This window comes from Rhizobium sp. AG207R, assembly GCF_027109195.1.
GTDB lineage: Bacteria > Pseudomonadota > Alphaproteobacteria > Rhizobiales > Rhizobiaceae > Rhizobium > Rhizobium dioscoreae.
This window is the reverse complement of the sequence record NZ_JAEPVT010000001.1, coordinates 261,040-283,946: the sequence shown is the minus strand read 5'-3', so window position 1 is coordinate 283,946 and position 22,907 is coordinate 261,040. Positions and strand designations below refer to the sequence as shown.

The following is a 22,907-nucleotide window of genomic DNA, read 5'->3' as shown; positions in this document are numbered from 1 at the left end:
GCGATTAGGTCTCCGGAATGGGGTTATAAGGGATCACCGCGACACCGGAGCTTTGAATGAACAATTCCCGTACGTCGAGATCGTGTGGACCGTGCCGTTTCTTCACGACGGTAATGCTCCGTCGCAGCCTACCCTCATGCTCGGTAATTCGCAGCAAAAGCACCGTGTCGCCCAGAAAGCTTACATCGACATCAATAGCGACCCCTTGTCCGAGCAGACCATGCTGCGCCACTATAAGGATGGTAAGCACGCCAGCTCGCGCGAGAAATTTCAGGAGCGATTGGATGTCTCGGACCGCCTTCTCGCGATGGGGCAATGAATTCAGATATCCCGTGAAGCTATCGATGACGACGACTTTTACCCTTTCACTGCTCACCGCTTGCTGCACGATCTGACCGAACTCACCTGGCGATATCTCATTCGGGTTGAAATCCCGGATGATCAACTGACCATCTTCGTGGAATTGGCGCAGATCCATTCCCAATCCCTCCGAACGCCGGAAGAAAGTCTCTATTCGTTCCTCAAACAAGAACAGGCCTACGCTCTCGCCTCGTTTGAGGGCCGCAGTCGCATAAAGCGAGGCCATGGTTGATTTACCAGTACCCGCCTGACCGATGACGAGCGTGGTTGTTCCCGCTTCCTGCCCACCGCCGAACATGTCATCGAGGGTATCCACACCTGACTTGATCAACTGAGGCTCGATCGCTCTCGCCACGGCGCCCGGTATGATCCGCGGGAACACGACCACGCCCTCGCCTTCTCGGATCGCCATGTCGTGATAGCCGTCCGCGACAGGCACGCCGCGCATCTTACTGACCTCGATGCGGCGGCGAACCGCGCCATATTCCTCAAGCGATTTGTCGAGACGAATGACGCCGTGAGCGATGCCATCGACCTCTTCGCCTGTTCGATCGGTCTCTGGTGTTTGGGTATCAAGCAGCAGAGCCACGATGTCGCGTTTGGCAAGAAACGCCTTGAAGGCGATCAACTCACGACGAAAGCGGGGTGAATCGCCGGTGATCAACCGTATTTCCAGCAGTGAGTCATAGACCAATCGGCTCGGTTTGTGTTCCTCAATCGCGGTTTCGATCATCTTCCTTGTCTCGTCGAGACGGAGTTCGGCCGTCTGAAAAATGGACTGGTCGGTCACTCCCTTGATCGAATCGGAGGCCGCGAGCTCTTCCACCCGGATGCCCTCAAGCGTCCAGCCGTGCGACAGGGCGATCGCTTCTAGCTCCGCCCTCGTCTGAGACAGGCTGACATAAATGCAGCGCTCTCCGTTCGCGGCACCGGCGCGGAGGAATTGTAAAGCTGCGGTCGTCTTGCCCGACCCCGGCGCACCTTGAACGATATAGAGATTTGATGCGGGCAAACCGCCACGGAGAATTTCGTCCAGCCCGGGAATGCCGGAACTGACCACTACCGGCTTCTTGCTCTCAACCACGTTCACCTCTCGCGTACACCAAATTGACGACGTACAACGCCCGATCACGAGATCGAGTTCCTGGATCGCGGAACAACTATGAGCAAACCACCCGCGTTTCGAAGTGTGGTTAAACGCAAATCAGTGTTTTTGAAGAGGCCAGACGCCCTGCTTTCTTTTTGAGGTGCGTGGAGGCCGCCACCTAAACGGTTTTGGCGCGCATGAAGGGCAGCCATTGCTTGCCAGAAGTCTCAATCCGGGAACAAAGCGATTACACGGTCGTTGGTCTTCATGTTGATCGAGGAGACGATGTCGCGGTTTGTGACGTCAGCTCCCAACACACGGATAAACACGAACGCAACACCATCACGTCGCTGGTCAATAGGCGTTCGGAAGCAAAAGGAGGAAACGCTCATGGATCATAGCAACCACATACGACTGACCGAAGAAGAACTCACACAAGCTAATCTGGAAGGCGCATCCATTTATGGCGCCGATGATCATAAGATCGGTACGGTTGACCACGTGCATGGAGCCGGCAGCAGCAGCAGCGTCGTAATTGATGTCGGCGGCTTCCTTGGCATCGGTGCGAAGCCGGTATCCGTGCGAGTGACCGATCTCGATTTCATGCGTGACGAAAGCGGCGATGTCCATGGCGTGACGTCTTGGACAAAGGACCAACTGAAGGCAATGCCGGAGCATCGCGATTAAACGCTGGAGGGAGCTTCCGCATGCGGAGCCTCCCTTTCGAACCTACATCTTGGACACAGTCGCCGTCGCCGCACCCAGCGGAATTCAGATGGCGCCCGATTATATCAGGTCTCTTTTTTCATCACACGGCCACGTGATTTAAACGCCGACCGCGAGGGCCGCGCCCGAGCGCGCGCCTCAATCTCCGTTTTCCTCCGCCCGGAGCTGATCGATGGCATCCAACGCCTCGTCTGCCGACCATCCCGCACGTAGAGCCGCGGCGACGAGGCGGACCTCCACTTCTTGCTCCAGCTTGAGAAAAGAAACCTCAAGCGCTTCCTTTGCCGTGAGGACGTGATCGTCGGGTGAGATAACGTCAGGAATTCTTGCGGTCTTTGGCACGGCGTTCTCCGTCAAATCGAGGGACAGTTTTCAACAGTTTCAATTCCGCGCTGGGCGGAATTGTTCCGTTTCCGCGTTTGTCCATGGGTAAAAGAAGTCTGGCTTGAACAAACTACTCAGAAGCTCCCAAAATGTTCCACTCGATAGACAACTCGCCGGGGAATATGAGGTCGGCGATTGACGAAGCCTCTGGGCGGACGGCGAAATGGCCAACGGCGACCATGCGCTAAGCTGGCGAGGAAATAGAGGAACACACCTCTTTCAATGGTCATCAGGAACTTTCCGCATGGTGCCTCGTTCTGGCACTGGAAGGGCTCCCCGCCTTCCTTTCGGTTCTCCTGACCGACGCCGATAGCTGCTCGCTCGCAGCTATCGGCATTCCCTCAATACAAGGATGCGGCATCACAGATACCCTGAAGACCAATGATCCCCAGTTCGCCTGCGCTCCTCGGCCCTCCCCTGCCCTTGTCTTCGGAGAACTAGCGGCCGATGCGTTTTTTTGGGTGGCACGGCCGGGCATGAACCAGGCTTTGAGGTCGCTCCATCGCGCGCGGGAAACGGAACTTACGATGACGTCCCGGCTCGATCTCCGCCAAAGCCGTCCGAGCTCGCGCTGCAGGCGTGCCTCAGCCAATCCGAAAAGGCGCGCACTTTCTGGCGCGCTTCGGCGCGGGCCGGCCAGAGTGCGTAGTAGCCGTAGCCGCTGTCGATAATCCGCTCGAATGGAGCGACCAGCTCGCCGCTTTGGAGATCCTGGCGCGAAAAGGCAAGATCGCCCATCGTCACGCCATAGCCGCTCGCAGCAGCGGTCATCGCGAAATCCTGCGTGTCGAAGACTTGATGACGGGCCGCCTGGAACGAATAAACGCCTTCGGCCTGCAGCCAAAGGGTCCAGTCGCTATGGCGCGGATTGGAATGCAGCAGAACGCAGTTCTGCAGGTTTTTGACCGCGGGCGGATCGCCCAGTTTCGATAGAAACTGTGGCGAGCACATCGGCGTCAACTGCTCCCGCAATAGCGGCAGCACGTCCATTCCGGGCCAGTTACCATTGCCGTAGGTAATCAGCATGTCGATATCGCCGACCGAAAATGTCGGCCTCAGGAACCAGGCGGTATCGATATTGATGTTCAGGTCCTCGTGATGCCTGTGGAGATCCGGCAGGCGCGGCAGGAACCATTTGCGCGCGAAGGTCGGCGGCATGCGGATGGTCAGCGAGCGCACTGTCGTTCGCGTCGCCTCGAACGAGGTCTTCAGCGACGCCAGCAATCCGTCGACGATCGGAATCAGCGCCATGCCGCGCTCCGTCAGCGCCACCTTGCGGGTGTGGCGTTCGAACAGGCTGCAGCCGAAATAATGCTCGAGCTGCTGCACCTGCCGGCTGATCGCGCTCTGACTGAGGTTGAGCTCCGCCGCCGCCGCTGTGAAACTGCCCGTTTCCGCGACAACGGAAAAGGTCTGCAGGGTCTGTAGCGGCGGCAACCTGTTGTGATCGAACCTTGGCTCCATTCCCTACCCGGCTTCTTTGCTGTCTCGAACGGCAAGCATTAAAGCATGTGGATGGAATGGCAACCGATCCGCTCAGGCGATCGCCCGACGCACGGTCTCGATGGCTTGCCGGACCCTTCGCGGCGCCGTGCCGCCCCTGTGATCGCGGCTAGCAACCGATCCCTCGACCGTCAGCACCTCGAAGACATCCTCGCGAATACCAGGCGCAAAGGCCTGCATCTCGGCAAGGGAAAGCTCCGAGAGCGTCGGAAGGGCCTTGTCGCGGGCCGCACCGACGATCGCGGCGACCGCATGGTGCGCATCGCGGAACGGAACGCCGGCGCGGACGAGGTAATCGGCAAGGTCGGTTGCGGTCGAATAGCCTTGAGTAGCGGCCGCGAGCATCCTTGCGTGCTTGACCGTGATGGTCGGGATCATTTGCGCCGTGACGCTGACGGCGGCGCGGACGGTCTCAAGCGTATCGGTCAGCGGCGGCTTCGATTCCTGCTGGTCCTTGTTGAAGGCAAGCGGCTGGCTTTTCATGAGCGCGGCCGAAAAGGCGAGATTGCCCATGACGCGGGCGGCCTTGCCGCGCACCAGCTCGGCCAGATCCGGATTGCGCTTCTGGGGCATGATCGAGGAACCGGTGCAGAACTGATCGCCGACCTCGATGAAACCGAACATCGGCGTGCACCAGAGAATGACTTCCTCGCTGAAACGCGACAGGTGCCCCATGATGATCGAGCCGGCGCTGCAGACATCGACGACATAATCGCGATCGGAAACGGCGTCGAGCGAGTTGGCGAAGGAGGTAGAAAAGCCAAGCTTGGAGGCGCTGTATTCAGGATCAATCGGATAACCGGTGCCCGCAAGCGCCGCCGCGCCAAGCGGCGAAATGTTGAGCCGTTCGCGTGCCGCGCCAACCCGGTCGAGATCGCGCAGGAACATTTCGACATAGGCCATCAGGTGATGGCCGAAGGTGACGGGCTGCGCCACCTGCAAATGCGTGAAGCCGGGCATGATCGCATCGGCATGTTTCTCAGCGAGATCGACAAAGGCGCCGATCAGCGTCTTGAGATCGCCGCCGAGAAGATCCAGTTGCTCGCGGGCATAGAGACGAATGTCGGTCGCCACCTGGTCGTTGCGCGATCTTGCCGTGTGCAGCTTCTTGCCCGCATCGCCGATAAGCGCGATCAGCCGATCCTCGACATTGGTGTGGACGTCTTCGAGTTCGGTCTTCCATTCGAAGGCACCTGAACGCATCTCTTCGGCCACCTTGTCGAGACCGGCCTGAATCTGCGCGTTGTCCTCCGCGGTCAGAATGCCCGCGCGCGCAAGCATCTCGGCGTGGACCTTCGATCCGGCGACGTCGTGCAAGGCGATGCGCTTGTCTTGATCAAGGCACTCATGAAAGCTCTCGAAATCCCTGGAGACGGCCTCCTTGAACAGCGGCGACCATGTGACTTCTTTCTGATTCCTCATCGCGGTCTTCCCTTTTGAACGAATGCCGCCCTCCTCCGGGCGCACTCCCTATTGAAGGAGCGCCAGCAGGCTGCTGGCGTCGGTCTGATTTTCGAGATCGAGAACGAAGTCGCTGAGGGCGTCGACCCTTGATGCCGGCAGCACCATGGCGGCAAGCGCGGCATATTTGCCGATCAGTCGCTCATCACTCAGCGGGTTCTGCGGGCCTCCAAGAGGAAATTCGACGACGAGCTGATGCCGTTCGCCGGATGTCGTGACGATGGTGATCGCCGGCTCGTCCTCGTCCTTCATGGAGGGATCAATTCGCACCGTGATGCGATCCATCAACAGGCCGATCTCCACGGCCGACCACGCGGCCTCCTCAAGCTCGGCCAGAAAGACCTTGCCGTAGCGCAGCCGGGCCGCCAGGGCATAGGGCAAGCTCATCTGGGCCTGTGCGCGCGACTCGATGATCTTGCCGCCGCACATGCCATACTGGAAGCCGCTGATATCGACCTCGATGGCGGCGATATCGTCGGGCTTGAGACCATGACGTTGTAGCATGATATCAAGCGCATCGATGCCCGCATGCGTGCCACGGCAGGTGGCATGCGGCTTGATCGAGCATCGGTTCAGGCGCCAGTTGTGTCCGAAGTCGCGGATCAGCGCCTGCGGATCGCCCTTGCCGGCGCCGAAAGTCGCAAAAAAGCTGCCCCAGCGCTCCACCTCGAAGACGCTATCAGGCCCCTCGAATCCCTGCCGTGCGAGATAGGCGGCCATAAGCCCGCCTTCGGCGGCGCGGCCGGCATGAAGCTTCTTGGTCGAGCTGCCATTGCGGATGAAGGCCCAGGTTCCACCAGCAAAGGAGCAAGCGGAGCCGAGAGCGGAGGCCATTGCATTGACATCGAGGTTCACGATGCTGCCGACGGCAGCGGCAGCGCCGAATGAACCGCAAGTGCCTGTCGAATGCCAGCCAAGACCGTTGTGCTCTTCATATCCGCCGACCGCCTCCAGCACGCGACGGCCGACTTCATAGCCGAGCAGGACGCTGCGCAGCAGCACGCTGCCGCTCACTGGCTGGCTTCGATCGCCAAGCGCGGCGACCACAGCTGGAAGGACGACGGCGCCGGAATGATCGCAACCGCCGCTGTCATCAAGCTCGTAGGCATGGGCCGATACGCCGTTGACGAAGGCGGCTGTCCTTGCGTCCGACGCGATCGGTCGTCCCCAGATCGCGGCATGACCGGTCTGGGCCTTGATATCAAGCATCGCCACGACCGCATTGGTTTCGCGAGAGGCCGAGCCGGCGATGGCCGCTCCCAGCGTATCGAGAATATGGAGCTTCGCCTTGTGAATGGTCTCGGGCGGAAAAGCTTCATAGCTCGTCGAGCACACAAGCTCCGCCAGTGCCTGTGTCAGATTATCGCTCACGGGGCCGTTCCTCATCGACATAGGCTTCGTAGACATTGATCGGGTGATCGCCCGGTGCGGCAAGGCCCTTATTGGCATGCCAGCGCGCGACATCCGCCGCCGTCGCCAGCCACACGTCACCGAAGCTTGTAATATGGGCGAGCAAGGCTTCGACGAGCGCGATCCGGCCCGGCGTGCCGGTCCATTCCGGGCGAAGCTGGATGACATAGCAAAGGCCGTATTTGCGATAGGCATCGAACTCGGCGATCCAGTTGCCAAGAACCGCCTCATAAGACGGAATGCGGCTTTGCCCTTTTGGAAAGGCCGGGGTGAAATTGAACTGGAAATAGGGCCGATCTTCCAGCTCGATGTGAACCGGGATCTCCACCAGCGACGAGGAATGGCTGTAGGGCACATCGTCTCCGTTCAGCGATGCCGACCAGGTATATCCCGCCTCAACCAGTAGCCGGTCGAAGTGATGCGGCCAGTTGCCGGCAGGCAACCGGAAGCCGGAAACCTCATTCGATGCGATCCCGCTCAACCTGTCACGGCTGCGCTTGAGTAGGTCCGCGGCGGCAGGCGCATCCATCGCGTCATAGCGCTCGAAATCCCAGCCGTGGCTCTCGATCTGATGGTGTGGCGCCACGATATCGCGCAGCAACCGTTCGTGTTTCTCCGCAACGATGCCGGGCACGAACCAGCTGGTGGATATGCCAGCATCGGCAAAGACGTTGCAGAGACGCTCGACGCCGCGCGCGGCGCCATATTGCCAGACCGAAAAGCTCTTGCTGCGCCCTTTGAGATCCGGCGCCTGCACGACGGCATCGAGCCCATCGTCGAAGATCACCGAGACGATCGCCGCGCATGTCTTGCCCCGTGGCCAGAAACCTTCAAATGCCGTGCTGCTCATGCGGCCTTCTCCGGATGTTGTGCGATCCACCACTTCGCGATTTCCGCGCAGTGTGTCGCCCAGACGCTGTCGCCATGGCTGGTGATCGCCTTGAACAGACCCTCGAGGATCGCAAGCCGACCAGGTTTGGCGCAGACTTTCGGATGCAGGATCGTCGTCCAGCAGAGCCCTTCGCGGTGATAGCCTTCGAATTCGGCGCACCAGTTCCTTTGAACATCGGCGTAACCGAAGATGCGGTCGAGGCCGATGGGAAAATCAGGCTCTTCGCTGTAGGCGAGCGCGGTATAATCATCGATATCCCAGCGGCCCGGAATCTCGACCAGCCCACGACCGAGCGATGCCGTGTGAAAATAAGGCCTGTCGTCGCCGCGCATAGAGCTCGAATAGATGACGCCGAACTCGTGCAGCAATTGCGCGGTCTCGTCACTCCAGTCGCCGGAGGGCGTGCGGAAGCCGACCGGCGTCACACCCATGCGGCTTTGAAAGATGTCGCGGGAGCGCCCCATGATGTCGAGCTGCTGCTGCCGGCTGCAGTCGATGAAAACCTCGTGATAGTGGCCGTGATAAGCGATCTCATGCGCATCCCGAAGGATCCGTTCGCATTGCGACGGCCAATGTTCGACCACCCAGGTCGGCACGAAGAAGGTCGCCTTGAGCCCATGAGCCGCGAGCAGATCGAGAAGCCGCGGCAATGCCCGCCACGGACCATAGGCGCCTTGCGTGAAATAGCGGGGATTGGAGAGCAGCGAGCCGTCAAGCATCGCATCGCCCGTCGGGCCATCGACATCGAAGGCAAGCGCCACAGCCGATTGCCGGCCTGCCGGCCACAGGCTTGGTCTTGCCGATTTGATTGCACTCTTCGCAGTCATGGGACTCTGCATGCGCTTCAAGGTGTTTGGGACGCAGCCATCCATCCGCGGGCGCTGAGACACCCCGGCCGATGACTGCCTACGATGGAAAGGGAAGCGCCGCTCTTATCGCGGCGCTTCTTCAAGCTTTACTTGACGCCGTTGATCACGGCTTTCGGAACGGCATTGTGGATGAGGCCCCACTTCTTGAGGATCTCGTCATAGGTGCCGTCCTTGATCAGCCCATCGAGAGCACCGGCAACCGCATCGCGAAGCGCGGTGTGGTCCTTCTTGAAACCAATGCCAAATGTGTCGTTGCTGAGCAGCGGCTCGCCGACGAGCGTGTAGGTGTTCGGCTCGATGCGCATCTGATAGGCGATCGTTTCGATGCCCTGCACGACCGCGTCATAGCGGCCCTGCTTCATGCCGAGCCGGGCGGCGTTCGAATCCGCTGTTCCCTCGAACTTGATGGCGGGCTTGCCCTTGCCTTCGCAATTCTCCGCGCTCCACGCCTTGACGTTATCACCGAAGGAGGTGCTGCGGCTTCCGGCAACTGTCTTGCCGCAAAGGTCGGTCGCCTGCTTGTAGGTCGCGGCATTGGCGTTGACGGTGAAGAGGATCGGGCCGCTGGTGATGTAATCGACGAAATCCATGCTGGCCTGGCGCTTCACGTTGTCGCTCATGCCGGAGATGATCATGTCGGCGCGGCCGGTCTGAAGGCCGCTCTGCAGCTCCTGGAAGGCGGAGGTCACGAACACGGTCGTCAGGTTGAGCTTCTTGGCGATCGCATTTGCCAGGTCGACGTCGAAGCCATCGATCGTGCCAGTATCCGGATTGACGAACTCCATGGGCGGATAGATCGGGTTGGTCATGATGCGTAGCTCGCCGTCCTTGATGAGGTTCAGGCTCGAGTCCGCGGAGGCGGCGGTGGCCGCGAGCGAAAGCAGGGCCGCCGAAACGGCGAGACGAATGAGTTTCATGCGATTGTCCTCTGATGATCTTGCTTCGGGTTTTTCTTGTTAAAGCACCGCAGAGATGAAGTTCTTCACTCTGGGATTCCTGGGGTTTTCCAATATGTCGCTGGGTGTGCCGGTCTCGACGATCATGCCGGCATCCATGAAGACGACACGGTCGGCGACCTCTCGGCAAAAGCCGATTTCATGGGTGACGACGATCATCGTCGTCCCGGAGGCGGCAAGCTCCTTCATGACGCCGAGGACTTCGCCGACAAGTTCGGGATCGAGTGCCGAGGTCGGCTCGTCGAAGAGCATGGCCTTCGGTTTCATGGCGAGCGCACGGGCAATGGCGATGCGCTGCTGCTGACCACCGGACAATTCGCCTGGATAGGCGCCCGCCTTGTCGGCGAGGCCGACACGCCGCAGAAGAACGCGCGCCTCGGCGAGGCATTCCTGCCTCGGCCGCTTCTGCACGCCGACCGGACCTTCGATGATGTTCTGCAGGACCGTGCGATGCGGGAAGAGATGAAACTTCTGGAAGACCATGCCGACGGCCTGCCGCTGGCGGGCGATCTCCCGATCCGGCAGCGGAAAGAGCCGATTGCCCTCGCGGCGATAGCCGGCGATTTCATCTTCGACCGTGACATAGCCGGCATCGATCTGTTCGAGCTGGTTGATGCAGCGCAGAAAGGTGCTTTTTCCCGAACCGGAAGGTCCGATAATGCAGACGACTTCGCCTTTCCTGATCTCGAAATCGATATCCTTCAGGACATGAAACGTGCCGAAGTACTTCTGCAGGCCGTGCGCCTTGATGATCGCGTCCATCAGCTTGCCTCCCCGGTGAGAGCCTGGTTGGCCGCCTGCTGGGCGCCCGCATCCCGCCTGCCCCAGCCCTTGGAGAAATGCCGCTCGATATAGATTTGTGCGATGCTGAGGATGGTGACGACGACCATGTACCAGATGGCGGCGACGATCAGCAGTTCGATGACCCGCGAGTTGACATAGTAGATATCCTCGACGTTTTTGAGCACTTCCGAATATTGAATGACGCTGGCAAGCGAGGTGAGCTTCACCATGCCGATGGTTTCGTTGCCGATCGGCGGGACGATGACACGCATGGCCTGCGGCAGAACGATCTTCAGCGTTGCCCGCAATTTCGTCATGCCGATCGATTGGGCTGCTTCCATCTGCCCCTTGTCGATCGACAGAAGACCGGCGCGCACGACTTCGGCGGTATAAGCACCCTGCTGAATGCCAAGGCCAAGGAGGGCGGCAACGAAGGGTGTCATGACATCGACGGTGCGGAGCGACCACAATCCGGGAATACCGATCGTCGGGAAGATCAAGGCAAGATTGAACCACAGGAGAAGCTGCAGCAACGCCGGTGTGCCGCGGAACAGCCAGATATAGCCGACCGAGATACCGCGCAGAACCGGATTGTCCGACATGCGCATGATTGCGGCAACGACACCGAGAACGATGCCGACGATCATGGCGCAGAAGGTCATGATGATCGTGTTGCCGACACCCGCCATGACGGCCCTGGTGAACAGGTTCTGTCCGACATATTCCCAGGCGATATCGCCCTTCCAGAAGGCTCTCGCCAGAAGAACAAGCAGGATGACGCAGATCGCCGCCATGATCTTCGTGCCGATTTTTCGCTGCGGCACGATCACAAGCGCATTCACGTCCAGTGGCGCTGAATTCATCAAATTTCGATCCCCTGAGCTCGTTGGTGAGCTTCCGTTTTCTAATGGGAAAAGCTTACGTTGCTTTTGAATTCGGCCACAAACGAGATTTGAACATGCAATTTATGCGCCTTCTGCATAAATCCCGGCATCCACCAGGACGTGACGCCGTCTCGCTGCCTTTAACAGAGACGCGAGGAACGACCGATGCGAAATCTGATAACCCATTGACGGCAATGCCATACCGGCGCCGTTGCTCATCGGAAGAAGAAGCCGAGGTTGAATGCAAAGGATCTCGCACGATCGCTCACGGATAATGCGTTGATCGTCATTCGGCGATCGCTACCAAGGAAGTGAACTAGTCAATCAACCGGATCCGTCGTAGGGTCGTGGTTCTCAAAGCAAATAGCCTTCCCTTGCGAAACATGCTTATTCCGCGTGCTCTTCCTGTCATATCTCTCATTGGAGAACCCTCATGAACCTCGAGCTTAACGGTAAACTGGCTCTGGTCACCGGCAGCACCGCCGGCATCGGTCATGCCATCGCGGCAACTCTCCTTCGCGAAGGCGCCCATGTCATCGTCAACGGACGAACCCAAGATGCGGTCGATCGCACGGTCGCCGAACTTGCCGCGATCGGAAGTGGCCACGTTGACGGATTTGCCGGCGATCTCGGCACCGAGGCGGCGGCCGATGCGGTCACGAAGCGCTTCCCAAACGTCGAGATCCTGATCAACAACCTTGGCATATTCGAACCCAAGCCATTCGAAGAAATCCCCGATGCTGACTGGCGACGTTTCTTCGATGTCAACGTGCTTTCGGGCGTTCGTCTCGCGCGTCTTTATCTGTCGTCGATGCGCCGGCATAACTGGGGGCGCATCATCTTCATATCGAGCGAAAGCGGCGTGCATATTCCTGCCGAGATGGTGCATTATGGTGTGACCAAGGCGGCTCAGATCGCGGCAGCGCGCGGTATCGCCGAATCCGTTGCCGGCACCGCGATCACGGTCAACAGTGTGCTGCCTGGTCCAACGAAGTCGCGCGGGGTCGAGGATTTCGTCGCAGCGTTGCCCGGATCCGAAGGAAAGAGCTTCGCGCAGTTCGAGACCGAATTCTTCGAGAAAATCCGACCAACTTCACTGATCAAGCGTTTCACAACGCCCGAAGAAATAGCAACCATGGTCGCCTATATCGCGAGCCCGCTTTCCTCGGCCACCAATGGTGCGGCGCTCAGGGTTGATGGCGGCGTGGTGAAGAGCGCGTTCTGACCGTCACAGCGAGAATGCATTGTGCTCGTGAGCAGCCCATCGGCACTCCACCGACCTGAGCTTCAGCACTTGAATGGACTGCAATCATTGCTTTTCATGGTGCATGCCACCAAAAATGGCTTTCGTCATGAAAGCTGGCACATCGAAGCTCATCGCCAGCGGACGTAGTGCCCTGTTGCCGAGGCTCCACGTGTCGGCTCACGAGCCAATGAGGCCGTTGGATCAAGGCGTGCGGTCGAATGCCGGAAGCTGATTGATCTATCGTTATCCCATACGCATAGCGGCAGAAGCGGTAGAATCATGGATAAGAGGACAGACATATTCGTCGGCCATTTGCAAAGGATGATTTCGCGGCATTGCAATAGTTGATAACGCACTGCAATATAGCTGTCACAAATCTGTGCAGTTAGGGTCCCGCGCAATGAGGATTTGTATTTATAAGTCGGAAAGAGCACCTGAGCTCACCCTCCTGCTGCGAGAGGGATTGCCTCTCCCGCACGACACGAAGATAGACAAATGGACCAAAATCAAGGTGGTCACCGATCGGGAAATGAGATCAGACCTTTTGATTGAGATTGGCGGTGCCGGATATGCGTTGGTGCGCCTTGGCGCGACTAGACGACATTAGCCAACAGGGGCCACCTTTCGGTCGTATTATCACCAAACGACCGTGGCGCGAATTAAGATAGCCGGCGCGTTCACCTCGGAACTTACATGCGTCCAATCCGGAATTTGTAGCCGTCCGTTTCGGAGCTTGATTGTGAACGCGTGCCGACTATCGGGAAGGCACGCAGGTGTCCGGTTGGAGTCGCCTTCATCTTATTCATGCTTTTGATTGGAATTGCGCCCTCCTTCCTCTAACACATTGTAATATCGCCACATTCTAGGTGTCTCGACGACGTCTGCGTGGTAAGCCCGCGCAGTGGCATGAAGTTCGGCTGAAAACCGCAGGAAATGCGAGGATTCCCGCCTAGAGGGCGGCTCTCAGTCTGAGGCGCTCCTCAGGTGATAGGCGACTTGCCACGGCTTCGGTTTGAAGAGCATACCAAGCGCGAGCATATGCCAGGCGACGCTGGAGGTCGGCGCTGCTGTCTAGCTCTGCCTTGAACCGCTCGATATTTTGAAGCACATGGGAAAGTGTCGGTGCGATTACGGACATTTAAGCTCCCCTTCTGGTAATTCATTCCTTTGTGAATTACGGGATCAAATACGCCGTCAGATTGTGTGCCAGTAGTTCAGGAATAAGATGATTTTGTTTTGCCTCTAAGGAGCTTTGCAGGAAAGCTCAGCGAGAATGGCCGATTGCTTCGAGACGGCAATTCCGACGGCCGCCAACGTCGCCGGCCCAGACAATTAATCCTGCGTTCAGGGTGGTGCGGCTAGTTAAGCGGCAATCATCGCCCCAGTTACCGTCAACTGGGGCGCTGCAATGAAGATCTCAGGCTCCGGGTTGTCGTTTCTGGAACTCTGCATTTGGGAAACGACGAGACAAAAGCGAAAGACACATGTCATCTAAAGATACTGTCAACGATTCTGCTCCAACTCCTCAGATGGCTCATCTGGATCGCGAATTCGGAATTCGCGCCACTCTCTTGTCCAACGATCAGCTGAGAACCATGGCAGCGAAGTTTGCAGAAACTCGCACGCTTGATCTCCTAAAATTCAGTGGCTTCGATTTCTATCTCCGACACAAGGAGAACGAAAACGAGATCCTGCGGGTCTATCGCGCCGCCGCCGCGGATGTCGATGCTGGCGAAAGCATCACGCCAGCTGCCGAATGGCTGCTCGACAACCACTACATTGTCGAAGAGGCAATCCAGGAAGTTCGCCGCGACTTTCCGAAAAAATTCTATCGCGAACTGCGCAAGATCAATCTCGACGGCACGGAGGTGCCGCGCACCCTCGCGCTCGCCTGGCTCTACATGGCGCATGCGCACAGCAATATCAGCAATGCTGGCATGACCGCAGTCACCGAAGGGTTCCAGGACCGCGAAACCTTACGGATCGGCGAACTCTGGGCGCTCCCTTCGCTGGTGCGCTATGTCTTGATCGACAATCTTCGCCGGGTGGCATCGCAGATCGATAAGAGCCGCGAAATGCGCGCGGCGGCCAATGCAGCGGCCACCGAGGCAATTTCGCTCGGTGACGCCGGCGCGGCGCAACATCTGGAAACGCTCGCTGCCAATCTCGACGACACGACCTTCGTCACGCAGCTCCACTATCGTCTTCGCAATGCACTCGAACCAACAGAAGCTGCGTTGAATTGGTTGGAGGCCAAACTTTCCGCCAAGGAAACGGATGCCGAAGCCGTCATGTCGGCTGAGCAGACCCGTCTCGGCGCGGCCAATGCGCTGATGGGCAGCATCATCAAGAGCCTGCGCGAGATCAACGACACCGACTGGTCGGAGTGGGTCGAAGAGGTCAGCACCATCGACAAGCTGCTCTGGCAGCAGACGGATTATGCAGAGCTCGATGCCGGATCTCGCAACAGCTACCGCCGCCAGATCGAAAAGCTCGCGAAGCGGTCCGACAAGACGGAGATGGATATCGCCGAGGCCGCCGTGCGGCTGACCGACCGTGCAAAGAATGAGAGCAGGGACGGATCTGCAAGCAACGTTGGCTACTATTTCGTCGGCGACGGGCGCCCGGCACTGGAGGCGGAAATCGGCTTCCGACCGACGCTCGGCCTGCGGTTCATGCGGATGGTCCGCAAGCTGAACTGGCTATCGATCGCCGTTCCCGTGCTTCTCCTGACTTTGCTGGCGCTCGTCTTGGTCGAATGGGCATTCGTCGACGCGGGAATGCCGCTGTTTGCGACGATCGTCCTGCTGCTGATGTTCGCGCTCCCAGCATCCGAGGGCGCGACCGGCCTCTTCAATTTCTTCGCCACGTTCTTCATCACACCGGATCGTCTCGTCGGCTATGAATTCAAGAAGGGCTTGCCGGCGGACGCCCGCACGCTTGTCACCATTCCTTCCCTGATCGGCAGGCGTGAGCACGTCGATGAACTCGTCCGCAATCTTGAGGTACATTACCTTGCCAATGCTCGCGGTGAGATCTATTACGGGCTCCTGACCGACTGGCCGGATGCCGAGGAAGAACAGACCGCCCGCGATCTCGACGTTCTCGATTATGCGCGCGGCAAGATCGCCGAATTGGAATCACGTTATTCGGAAGAAGGCAGGCAGCGCTTCTATCTCCTGCATCGCCGCCGGCAATATAACCCGGCCGAAGGCGTGTGGATGGGCTGGGAGCGCAAGCGGGGCAAGCTGCACGAGCTCAACATGCTGCTGCGCGGCAGCCAAGACACGAGCTTTATCGCGGGCTTCGATGTCGTGCCGGCCGATGTCAAGTACGTCATGACGTTGGACAGCGACACGCGCATTGTTCGTGATACCGTCACGAAGCTCGTCGGCAAGATGCACCATCCGATCAATCGCCCGGTTTTCGACGACAAGAAGCAGCGCGTCGTCGATGGCTATGGCGTGCTGCAGCCGCGCGTAACGCCGTCGCTGACGACGGGCAAGGACGCATCGACCTTCCAGCGTGTCTTCTCGGTCAATCGCGGTCTAGACCCTTATGTCTTCGCGGTTTCCGACGTTTATCAGGACATCACCGGTGAGGGTACCTTCACCGGCAAGGGCCTTTATCATGTCGACGCCTTCGAAGCCTCGCTGAAGGGTCGGATCAGTGAGAACTCGATATTGAGCCACGACCTGCTCGAAGGCTCGATGGCGCGATGCGGTCTGGTGACGGACTGCGAGCTCGTTGAAGATTTCCCCATTCGCTACGAGGTCGAAGTCTCGCGTCAGCATCGCTGGGCTCGCGGCGATTGGCAGCTTATTCCGTACATTTTCGACGAGCGCCGTGGCATTACCGCGCTCGGCTGCTGGAAGATGCTCGACAATTTGCGTCGCTCGCTGACGCCGATCGCCTGGTTCTTCGCTTCCGTGCTCGGTTGGTACTGGATGGATCCTTTCGGCGCGCTCATCTGGCAGATCCTGCTGATCTTCAGCCTGTTCGTTGCTCCGACATTGTCACTGATCAATGGTATCATCCCGCGAAGCAGCGACATCATCCTGCGGGCGCATCTCCATACCGTCTGGAAAGATATTGAGAATGCCAATGCCCAGGTGGCGCTGCGCATCATCTTCATCGCCGACATCGCCTGCGTCATGGCGGATGCGATTGTCCGCTCGCTCTACCGCATGTTCGTCAGCCGCAAGCTGATGTTGCAGTGGCGCACCGCCGCAAGTGCGCAGGCCATGGCGCAGACGACGATCCTCGGCCATTACAAGGTCATGTGGCGCGCGCCCCTCCTGGCCGTTGTGGCGCTGGTCTTCGCCGCCTCTTCCGGCGGCATCGCGTGGCTGGTCGGACTTCCCTTCGCGTTTCTCTGGGTGCTGTCGCCAGCCATCGCCTGGCTGGTCAGCCAGACGGCGGAAACCGAAGATCGGCTTGTTGTGCCCGACCACGTCCGCAACGAATTGCGCAAGATCGCGAGACGTACCTGGCGCTACTTCGACCACTTCGTCGTTCCCGACCAGCACTTCCTGCCGCCCGACAACGTTCAGCAGACGCCGCATGCGGTCGTCGCCATGCGCACATCGCCGACCAATATCGGCGTCTATCTGCTGTCGGTCATTTCGGCGCGTCGTTTCGGCTGGATTTCGTTCGAGGACGCGGTCAAGCGCATCGAACAGACGATCGAGACGGTCGAAAAGCTGGAAAAATATCGAGGTCATCTCTTCAACTGGTATCATACGGACACGTTGAAGCCGCTGGGCCGCAAATATGTATCCTCAGTCGATAGCGGAAATTTTGCCGGCCATCTGATCGCCGTTTCATCCGCATGCCGCATCTGGGCCCAGTCTCCTCTTGCCCATATCCACACCGATCTCGACGGCATCGGCGACGTCGCGGCAATTCTGCGCGAGGTGCTTTCGGAGCTTGATGACGATACGCGGTCGAACCGATCCCTTCATGACCGGCTGGACGGCCGTATCGCCGAGCTTGAAGCGGCGGTCGCGACCGGTAAACGCGAGAAGCAATTCTCCTCGGGCCTCATCGAACGATTTGCCGGGCAGGCTCGGGAAATCCGCGAACTTGCCGGAAGCCTTGACAGGGAAGTCAAGACCACGCGGAGCGAGGAAGTCGTCCATTGGGCGGAGAAGCTGGTCGAAACCTGCGAACTCCATCAGGTCGACAAGGCTTTCGATCCCGCCCAGGCACCTGATATCAGCGAAAGGCTGATCCGGATCGGCAATCGCGCCCGTGAAATCGCCTTCGATATGGATTTCAGCTTCCTCTATCGCCCGGAGCGCCGGTTGCTGTCGATCGGCTTCCGCGTCGAGACGGAAGAAGTGGATGCCGCCTGCTACGATCTACTTGCTTCGGAAGCTCGTCTGACGAGCCTCTTCTCCGTAGCAAAAGGTGATCTCCCGACCGAGCACTGGTACAAGCTCGGCCGCCACGTCGTGCCCGTCGGCACGCGCGGTGCGCTGGTCTCGTGGTCCGGCTCGATGTTCGAATATCTGATGCCGCCTCTCGTCATGCAGGAGCGCAGCGGCGGGATTCTCAACCAGACCAACAATCTGATCGTTCTGGAGCAGATGAACTACGCGCGCAAGCTTGGCACGCCGTGGGGCATCTCGGAAGCGGCCTTCAACGCCCGCGATCATCAGATGAACTATCAGTACAGCAACTTCGGGGTGCCGACGCTCGGCCTGAAACGCGGTCTCGGACAGAACGCCGTCATCGCGCCTTACGCCTCGTTGCTGGCCAGCCAGTACAATCCGGTCGCGGCCCTCGAAAACCTAGAGCGGTTGCGGGCCGTCGGCGCGCTCGGCATGTATGGTTTCCATGATGCGGTCGATTTCACGGCAAGCCGCGTGCCCGAGGGCAAGCAATGCGCGGTGGTTTACAACTACTATGCGCACCATCACGGCATGTCGATCGCCGCTGTCGCCAACGTGGCTTTCGATGGGCTGCTGCGCGAACTGTTCCATGCCGATCCAGTGATCGAGGCTGCCGAATTGCTGCTGCAGGAAAAGGCGCCGCGCGATATTCCCGTCATGGCCTCGAAGCACGAAACCGACGCGCCCGCGACCATCCAAGGCGACCTGATGCGTCCGGAAGTGCGGCGCCTGGAAGATCCGGCCTCACGCGAGCGCGAATTGCTGCTGTTGTCGAACGGCCGTTACTCCACGATGCTGACGGCGACCGGCTCCGGCTACAGCCGCTGGAAAAATCTCTCCGTCAATCGCTGGCGTGCCGACCCGACCGAGGATCGCTGGGGATCGTTCGTCTTTCTGCGCGACACCGCATCGAACGAATGGTGGTCGGCAACGGCGGAGCCGCGTTCGATCGCCAACGAGCATGTTCGGGTGAGCTTCAGCGACGACAAGGCGGAGTTTATCAAGACCGTCGGCGAGCTGACGAGCGAAATGGAAGTCTTCGTCGCAAGCAATTACGATGCCGAAGGCCGCCGTCTGACGATCAGCAACACCGGCACGGAAGATCGAGTGATCGAGGTGACCTCCTATATGGAGCCTGTCGCCACTCTCGATGCCGTCGATACAGGTCACCCCGTCTTTGCCCGCATGTTCCTGAAGACAGAAATCGCCGCGAAAGGTGACGCAATCTTCGTCGAGCGGCAGAAGCGTGGCGTGACGGATCCCGAGGTCGCCATCGCCCATCTCATCGTCGATACGTCGGGCGAGAGCCTGCAGACACAGTATGAGACGGACCGCATGCGCTTCCTTGGGCGGGGGCGCACGCTAACGGAAGCTGCCGCGTTCGACGCAGGTGCGGAACTTTCCAATTCGAGCGGCTTCACGATGGATACCTGCCTGTCGCTGCGCAGGACGCTTCGTGTGCCGGCAGGAGAAAAGGTCAGCGTAACCTTCTGGACCATTGCCGCGGCCGAACGCACCGAGCTCGAGGCTGCGGTCGAGCACTATCGCCAGCCGGAAAGCTTTGCCCAAGGTCTTGTGCAGGCCTGGACGAGAACGCAGAGCCAGCTGCGCCAGATCGGCGTCAACTCGAAGGAGGCGGCCGCCTACCAGCGCTTTGCCCGCTACATCATCTATCCGGACATGGCGCTGCGTGCCGACAATAAGACGGTTCGCGAAGGCCTAAAGTCGCAGTCCGTTCTTTGGGGAGCGACTCTCTCCGGTGATGCACCACTGATGACCTTGCGCATCACCGACGAGCTCGGCACCGATCTCGTCAAGGAACTTCTGCGTGCGCAAGGCCTCTTACAATCGCGCGGCGTCGAGGTCGATCTTGTCATCTTCAACGAGCGCACCGGTGAGGCTGCTGCCGAAATGCAACGTACCATCGACCAGCTCTGTGACGCGGCGCGCCACGCCAGCGAGGTTGCCGGCATCCAGCGCAATATCTATGTCCTGCGCAAGGATCTGACGACTCCGGAAGCCTATGACGCCATCATCGCCGCCTCGCGCGTCGTGCTGCGCGGTCGCGACGGCAGCCTCATCGATCAGGTGCAGAAGGCCCGTTCCGTTTCCGGTACGCCCGCGCTGCTTGGTCAGTGGGGCGATTCCACCCTGGTGCCGCGTATGGTTCGCGACACTGTCGGGACGCCCCCAGTCGATGGCAGTGATCTTGTCTTCTGGAACGGCTATGGCGGCTTTGCGGCCGACGGCAGCGAATATGTCGTGCGCCTGTCCGGCGGCGAACAGACGCCTCATCCGTGGGTTAACATCATGGCCAACGAGAGCTTCGGCTTCCATGTCTCGGCGGAAGGCGCTGCCTTCACCTGGAGCCAGAATTCCCGCGATCATCAGCTGACGCCCTGGACCAACGACATGGTCACAAACCGTCCGGGTGAGGCCTTCTATCTGAAGGATCTCGACCGCGGCTCCGTCATCGTGCCCTACGCGTCGCTCGCGCAGCGCGCAGACACGCGCTTCGAAGCCCGGCATGGCCTTGGCTACTCGATCTTTTCGACGGTTCAGGACGAGATTTCCCTGGAGGTCACCCAGACCCTCGACATGGAAAAGCCCGTCAAGCTGACGCAACTGCGTATCCGCAACGATGCAGGCGAAGCACGCAAGCTGCGTCTTTACGGCTATGCCGAATGGATTCTCGGCAACAACCCGACGAAGAGCAAGCCCTTCATCATCTCGAGCTTCGACAGCGTGAGCGGAGCGGTCTTTGCGAAAAATCCGTTCAGCGTAAGCTTCGGGACGCGTGTTGCGGCTTTTGCTGCAAGCGAAGCACCGTCGAGCGTCTCCACCAGCCGCCGCGAGTTCATCGGCCGGCACGGGACGATCCAGCAGCCGCGCACGGTTTCGGCCGGCTCGCGGCTCTCCAATGCCGTCGATCTCGATGGTGATCCCGCAGCCGCTATGGCATTCGACCTGACGATCGAGTCAGGTGAAGTGCGCGACATCTGCTTTTATATGGGTGATGCCGCCTCGCAGGAGGAAGCCGCCGCTCTCATCGCCGACATCCGCTCCATCGGTTTTGCGGAGGTTCTAGAGAAGACGCGTGAGTTCTGGAAGAGCTTCACCGGCAAGACGCACGTCTCGACACCGGACAAGCGGCTTGACTTCATGGTCAACAATTGGCTGCCCTATCAGACCTATGGCTGCCGCATCATGGCCCGTACCGCCTTCTACCAATCGAGCGGTGCGTGGAACCTGCGCGACCAGCTGCAGGATTCGCTGGCCTTCCTGCTGCATTCGCCTGAGATCGCCCGCAAGCAGATCCTCAATACCGGCCGCCGTCAGTTCCCAGAAGGCGATTTCCAGCACTGGTGGCTGGAAGATAGCGGTGCCGGCGTTCGCACGAACATCTCCGACGATCCGGTCTGGCTTGCCTATGCCCTCGACCAATATTGCACGGTGACCGGCGACGCCTCGATCATGGACGAGATGCTGCCCTTCGTCGAAGGCGCGCAGCTCAGCCCCGGCCAGTACGACGCCTTCCTGCAGCCACGTGTCTCCGACGAGACCGCATCGCTCTACGAACATGCCGCTCTCGGCCTCGATCTCGCGATCAAGCGCACGGGCGTCAACGGGTTGCCGCTGATGATGAGCGGTGACTGGTGCGACAAGATGGATCGTGTCGGCATCGCCGGCCGTGGTGAAAGCGTTTGGCTGGGCTGGTTCCTCGCGGGCGCCTTGCGTCGCTTCATCGCCTATGCGGAAAAGCGCGGCGACACGCAACGCGTCAGCCGTTGGGCGGATCATCTTGAAAAGCTCAAGGCCGCGATCGAAACGGCCGGATGGGATGGCGAATATTATCGCCGTGGTTACTACGACAACGGCGCGCCTCTCGGCTCCAGCCAATCGGCGGAAGACAAGATCGACTCGATCGCCCAATCCTGGAGCGTGCTCTCCGGCGAGGGAGATGCCGATCGCAGCAACATGGCCATGAACGCGGTCCTCGATAAGCTGGTTGATGAGGAGGGCAAGTTCATCCGCCTGCTGACGCCACCTTTCGTCAAGCCGGTCAATGATCCCGGTGTGATCAAGGCCTACCCGCCAGGTGTCCGCGAAAACGGCGGCCAATACACGCATGCCGCCATGTGGACGGCTCTTGCCCTTGCCCGGATGGGCCGCGGCGAGGACGCCTGGCGCGCGGTCGAAATGCTGAACCCCATCAACCACGCGCTCGACAAATCGTCCGCGGAGACCTATCGCGTCGAGCCCTATGTCATCGCCGGCGACGTTTATGGAGAAGGCGACCTCAGGGGCCGCGGTGGCTGGAGCTGGTACACCGGTTCGGCCGGGTGGTTCTATCGCGTCGCAATCGAAGGTATCCTCGGCATTCGCACCGACAGCGGGCGATTGCACATCAAGCCTGCGCTGCCGGCCGGATGGGACGGCTACTCGGCTGCGCTGGAACTGCCCAGCGGTCGATACGAAATTTCGGTTTCGAGAGTTGATCCGACAGGAGGATATGCGATCACGATCAATGGGACCGCAATTGATGATCCGCGGGAGGGATATTTACTCGCGGCATCGTAGGCGAAATCTCGCTGTAATCCAGCCATCCGCCGAATTATCGAGTATGTATGAATTGGAAATTGGAGGCAGAGCCAATCAGGCCACCTCCAATTCACCAGCTGCGCGCTCTTATCTCCTTCGGAGGGAGTTTATCGAATTGAGTCTGCAACTGAGGCCAGCGGCCGTTTGACAATAGAATACCTCCGCTATCGTGTTCGGACCGCGGCCTGCCAGCAGAATGAAGCGCCAGATGTATCGATGCGAAAACCTTGCTGATCGACGAGCACCACCATCCAACAGGAGGCCAGTCTCGGTAGCTGGGTATTCGACTAATTCGCGCGAGGCTTTCGCGGGGTGCGGCCTCTGCTCGGCGCGGCGTCAGCCACAGGG

General features: G+C 59.5%; 13 protein-coding genes. 3 read left to right on the top strand and 10 right to left on the bottom strand.

What is annotated here, in order from left to right; genetic code table 11:
- Window positions 1–4: 4 nt before the first annotated feature.
- Window positions 5–1,444, bottom strand: coding sequence for an ATPase domain-containing protein (locus JJQ51_RS01190; RefSeq protein WP_269244153.1), 1,440 nt, complete (start codon window positions 1,442–1,444; stop codon window positions 5–7).
- A 393-nt stretch (window positions 1,445–1,837) separates the two neighbouring features.
- On the opposite strand from JJQ51_RS01190, the gene JJQ51_RS01185 reads away from it, so the two are divergent.
- Window positions 1,838–2,134 carry a PRC-barrel domain-containing protein gene (locus tag JJQ51_RS01185; protein ID WP_113420254.1) on the top strand — a complete coding sequence of 99 codons (297 nt, stop codon included), beginning with the start codon at window positions 1,838–1,840 and terminating at the stop codon, window positions 2,132–2,134.
- Window positions 2,135–2,311: 177 nt separating this feature from the next.
- Here JJQ51_RS01185 and JJQ51_RS01180 read toward each other — a convergent pair whose 3' ends face one another.
- The 9 genes from JJQ51_RS01180 to JJQ51_RS01140 all read right to left on the bottom strand — a co-directional run bounded on the left by JJQ51_RS01180 (window position 2,312) and on the right by JJQ51_RS01140 (window position 11,294).
- Window positions 2,312–2,515: a hypothetical protein gene (locus tag JJQ51_RS01180; RefSeq protein WP_152094378.1), complete on the bottom strand. Its 204-nt coding sequence runs from the start codon at window positions 2,513–2,515 to the stop codon at window positions 2,312–2,314.
- Window positions 2,516–3,079: 564 nt separating this feature from the next.
- Window positions 3,080–4,021 (bottom strand): LysR substrate-binding domain-containing protein, encoded by a 942-nt coding sequence (locus JJQ51_RS01175; RefSeq protein ID WP_113352151.1) that lies wholly within the window; start codon window positions 4,019–4,021, stop codon window positions 3,080–3,082.
- A gap of 72 nt (window positions 4,022–4,093) precedes the next feature.
- A complete protein-coding gene (gene argH / locus JJQ51_RS01170) occupies window positions 4,094–5,482 on the bottom strand; it encodes an argininosuccinate lyase (protein ID WP_113420256.1) in 1,389 nt (462 codons plus the stop codon).
- Window positions 5,483–5,530: 48 nt separating this feature from the next.
- Complete coding sequence (locus tag JJQ51_RS01165) at window positions 5,531–6,892, bottom strand: MmgE/PrpD family protein (protein ID WP_145322949.1); 1,362 nt, start codon at window positions 6,890–6,892, stop codon at window positions 5,531–5,533.
- Complete coding sequence (locus tag JJQ51_RS01160; RefSeq protein WP_145322947.1) at window positions 6,882–7,781, bottom strand: polysaccharide deacetylase family protein; 900 nt, start codon at window positions 7,779–7,781, stop codon at window positions 6,882–6,884. Before JJQ51_RS01160 ends, JJQ51_RS01165 begins: the two co-directional genes overlap by 11 nt.
- Window positions 7,778–8,650, bottom strand: coding sequence for a polysaccharide deacetylase family protein (locus JJQ51_RS01155; protein ID WP_233788532.1), 873 nt, complete (start codon window positions 8,648–8,650; stop codon window positions 7,778–7,780). Before JJQ51_RS01155 ends, JJQ51_RS01160 begins: the two co-directional genes overlap by 4 nt.
- A gap of 128 nt (window positions 8,651–8,778) precedes the next feature.
- Window positions 8,779–9,609, bottom strand: a complete 831-nt coding sequence (locus tag JJQ51_RS01150; RefSeq protein ID WP_269244152.1) for an ABC transporter substrate-binding protein — start codon at window positions 9,607–9,609, stop codon at window positions 8,779–8,781.
- 39 nt (window positions 9,610–9,648) lie between these two features.
- A complete protein-coding gene (locus tag JJQ51_RS01145) occupies window positions 9,649–10,410 on the bottom strand; it encodes an amino acid ABC transporter ATP-binding protein (protein ID WP_269244151.1) in 762 nt (253 codons plus the stop codon).
- Complete coding sequence (locus JJQ51_RS01140; RefSeq protein WP_152094370.1) at window positions 10,410–11,294, bottom strand: amino acid ABC transporter permease; 885 nt, start codon at window positions 11,292–11,294, stop codon at window positions 10,410–10,412. The genes JJQ51_RS01145 and JJQ51_RS01140 overlap by 1 nt, the downstream gene beginning before the upstream one ends.
- 454 nt (window positions 11,295–11,748) lie before the next feature.
- On the opposite strand from JJQ51_RS01140, the gene JJQ51_RS01135 reads away from it, so the two are divergent.
- Together JJQ51_RS01135 and JJQ51_RS01130 are read left to right on the top strand one after the other, a co-directional pair.
- A complete protein-coding gene (locus tag JJQ51_RS01135) occupies window positions 11,749–12,540 on the top strand; it encodes an SDR family NAD(P)-dependent oxidoreductase (protein ID WP_113352158.1) in 792 nt (263 codons plus the stop codon).
- A gap of 1,505 nt (window positions 12,541–14,045) precedes the next feature.
- Window positions 14,046–22,538: a GH36-type glycosyl hydrolase domain-containing protein gene (locus JJQ51_RS01130; protein WP_442967269.1), complete on the top strand. Its 8,493-nt coding sequence runs from the start codon at window positions 14,046–14,048 to the stop codon at window positions 22,536–22,538.
- The last annotated feature ends 369 nt before the right edge of the window (window positions 22,539–22,907 follow it).

Excerpts from the sequence above, each read along its gene's own strand:
- JJQ51_RS01185 (WP_113420254.1), top strand. The coding sequence starts at position 1,838 with ATGGATCATAGCAACCACATACGACTGACCGAAGAAGAACTCACACAA.
- JJQ51_RS01175 (WP_113352151.1), bottom strand. The coding sequence starts at position 4,021 with ATGGAGCCAAGGTTCGATCACAACAGGTTGCCGCCGCTACAGACCCTG.
- argH (WP_113420256.1), bottom strand. The coding sequence starts at position 5,482 with ATGAGGAATCAGAAAGAAGTCACATGGTCGCCGCTGTTCAAGGAGGCC.
- JJQ51_RS01160 (WP_145322947.1), bottom strand. The coding sequence starts at position 7,781 with ATGAGCAGCACGGCATTTGAAGGTTTCTGGCCACGGGGCAAGACATGC.
- JJQ51_RS01155 (WP_233788532.1), bottom strand. The coding sequence starts at position 8,650 with ATGACTGCGAAGAGTGCAATCAAATCGGCAAGACCAAGCCTGTGGCCG.
- JJQ51_RS01150 (WP_269244152.1), bottom strand. The coding sequence starts at position 9,609 with ATGAAACTCATTCGTCTCGCCGTTTCGGCGGCCCTGCTTTCGCTCGCG.
- JJQ51_RS01145 (WP_269244151.1), bottom strand. The coding sequence starts at position 10,410 with ATGGACGCGATCATCAAGGCGCACGGCCTGCAGAAGTACTTCGGCACG.
- JJQ51_RS01140 (WP_152094370.1), bottom strand. The coding sequence starts at position 11,294 with ATGAATTCAGCGCCACTGGACGTGAATGCGCTTGTGATCGTGCCGCAG.
- JJQ51_RS01135 (WP_113352158.1), top strand. The coding sequence starts at position 11,749 with ATGAACCTCGAGCTTAACGGTAAACTGGCTCTGGTCACCGGCAGCACC.
- JJQ51_RS01130 (WP_442967269.1), top strand. The coding sequence starts at position 14,046 with ATGTCATCTAAAGATACTGTCAACGATTCTGCTCCAACTCCTCAGATG.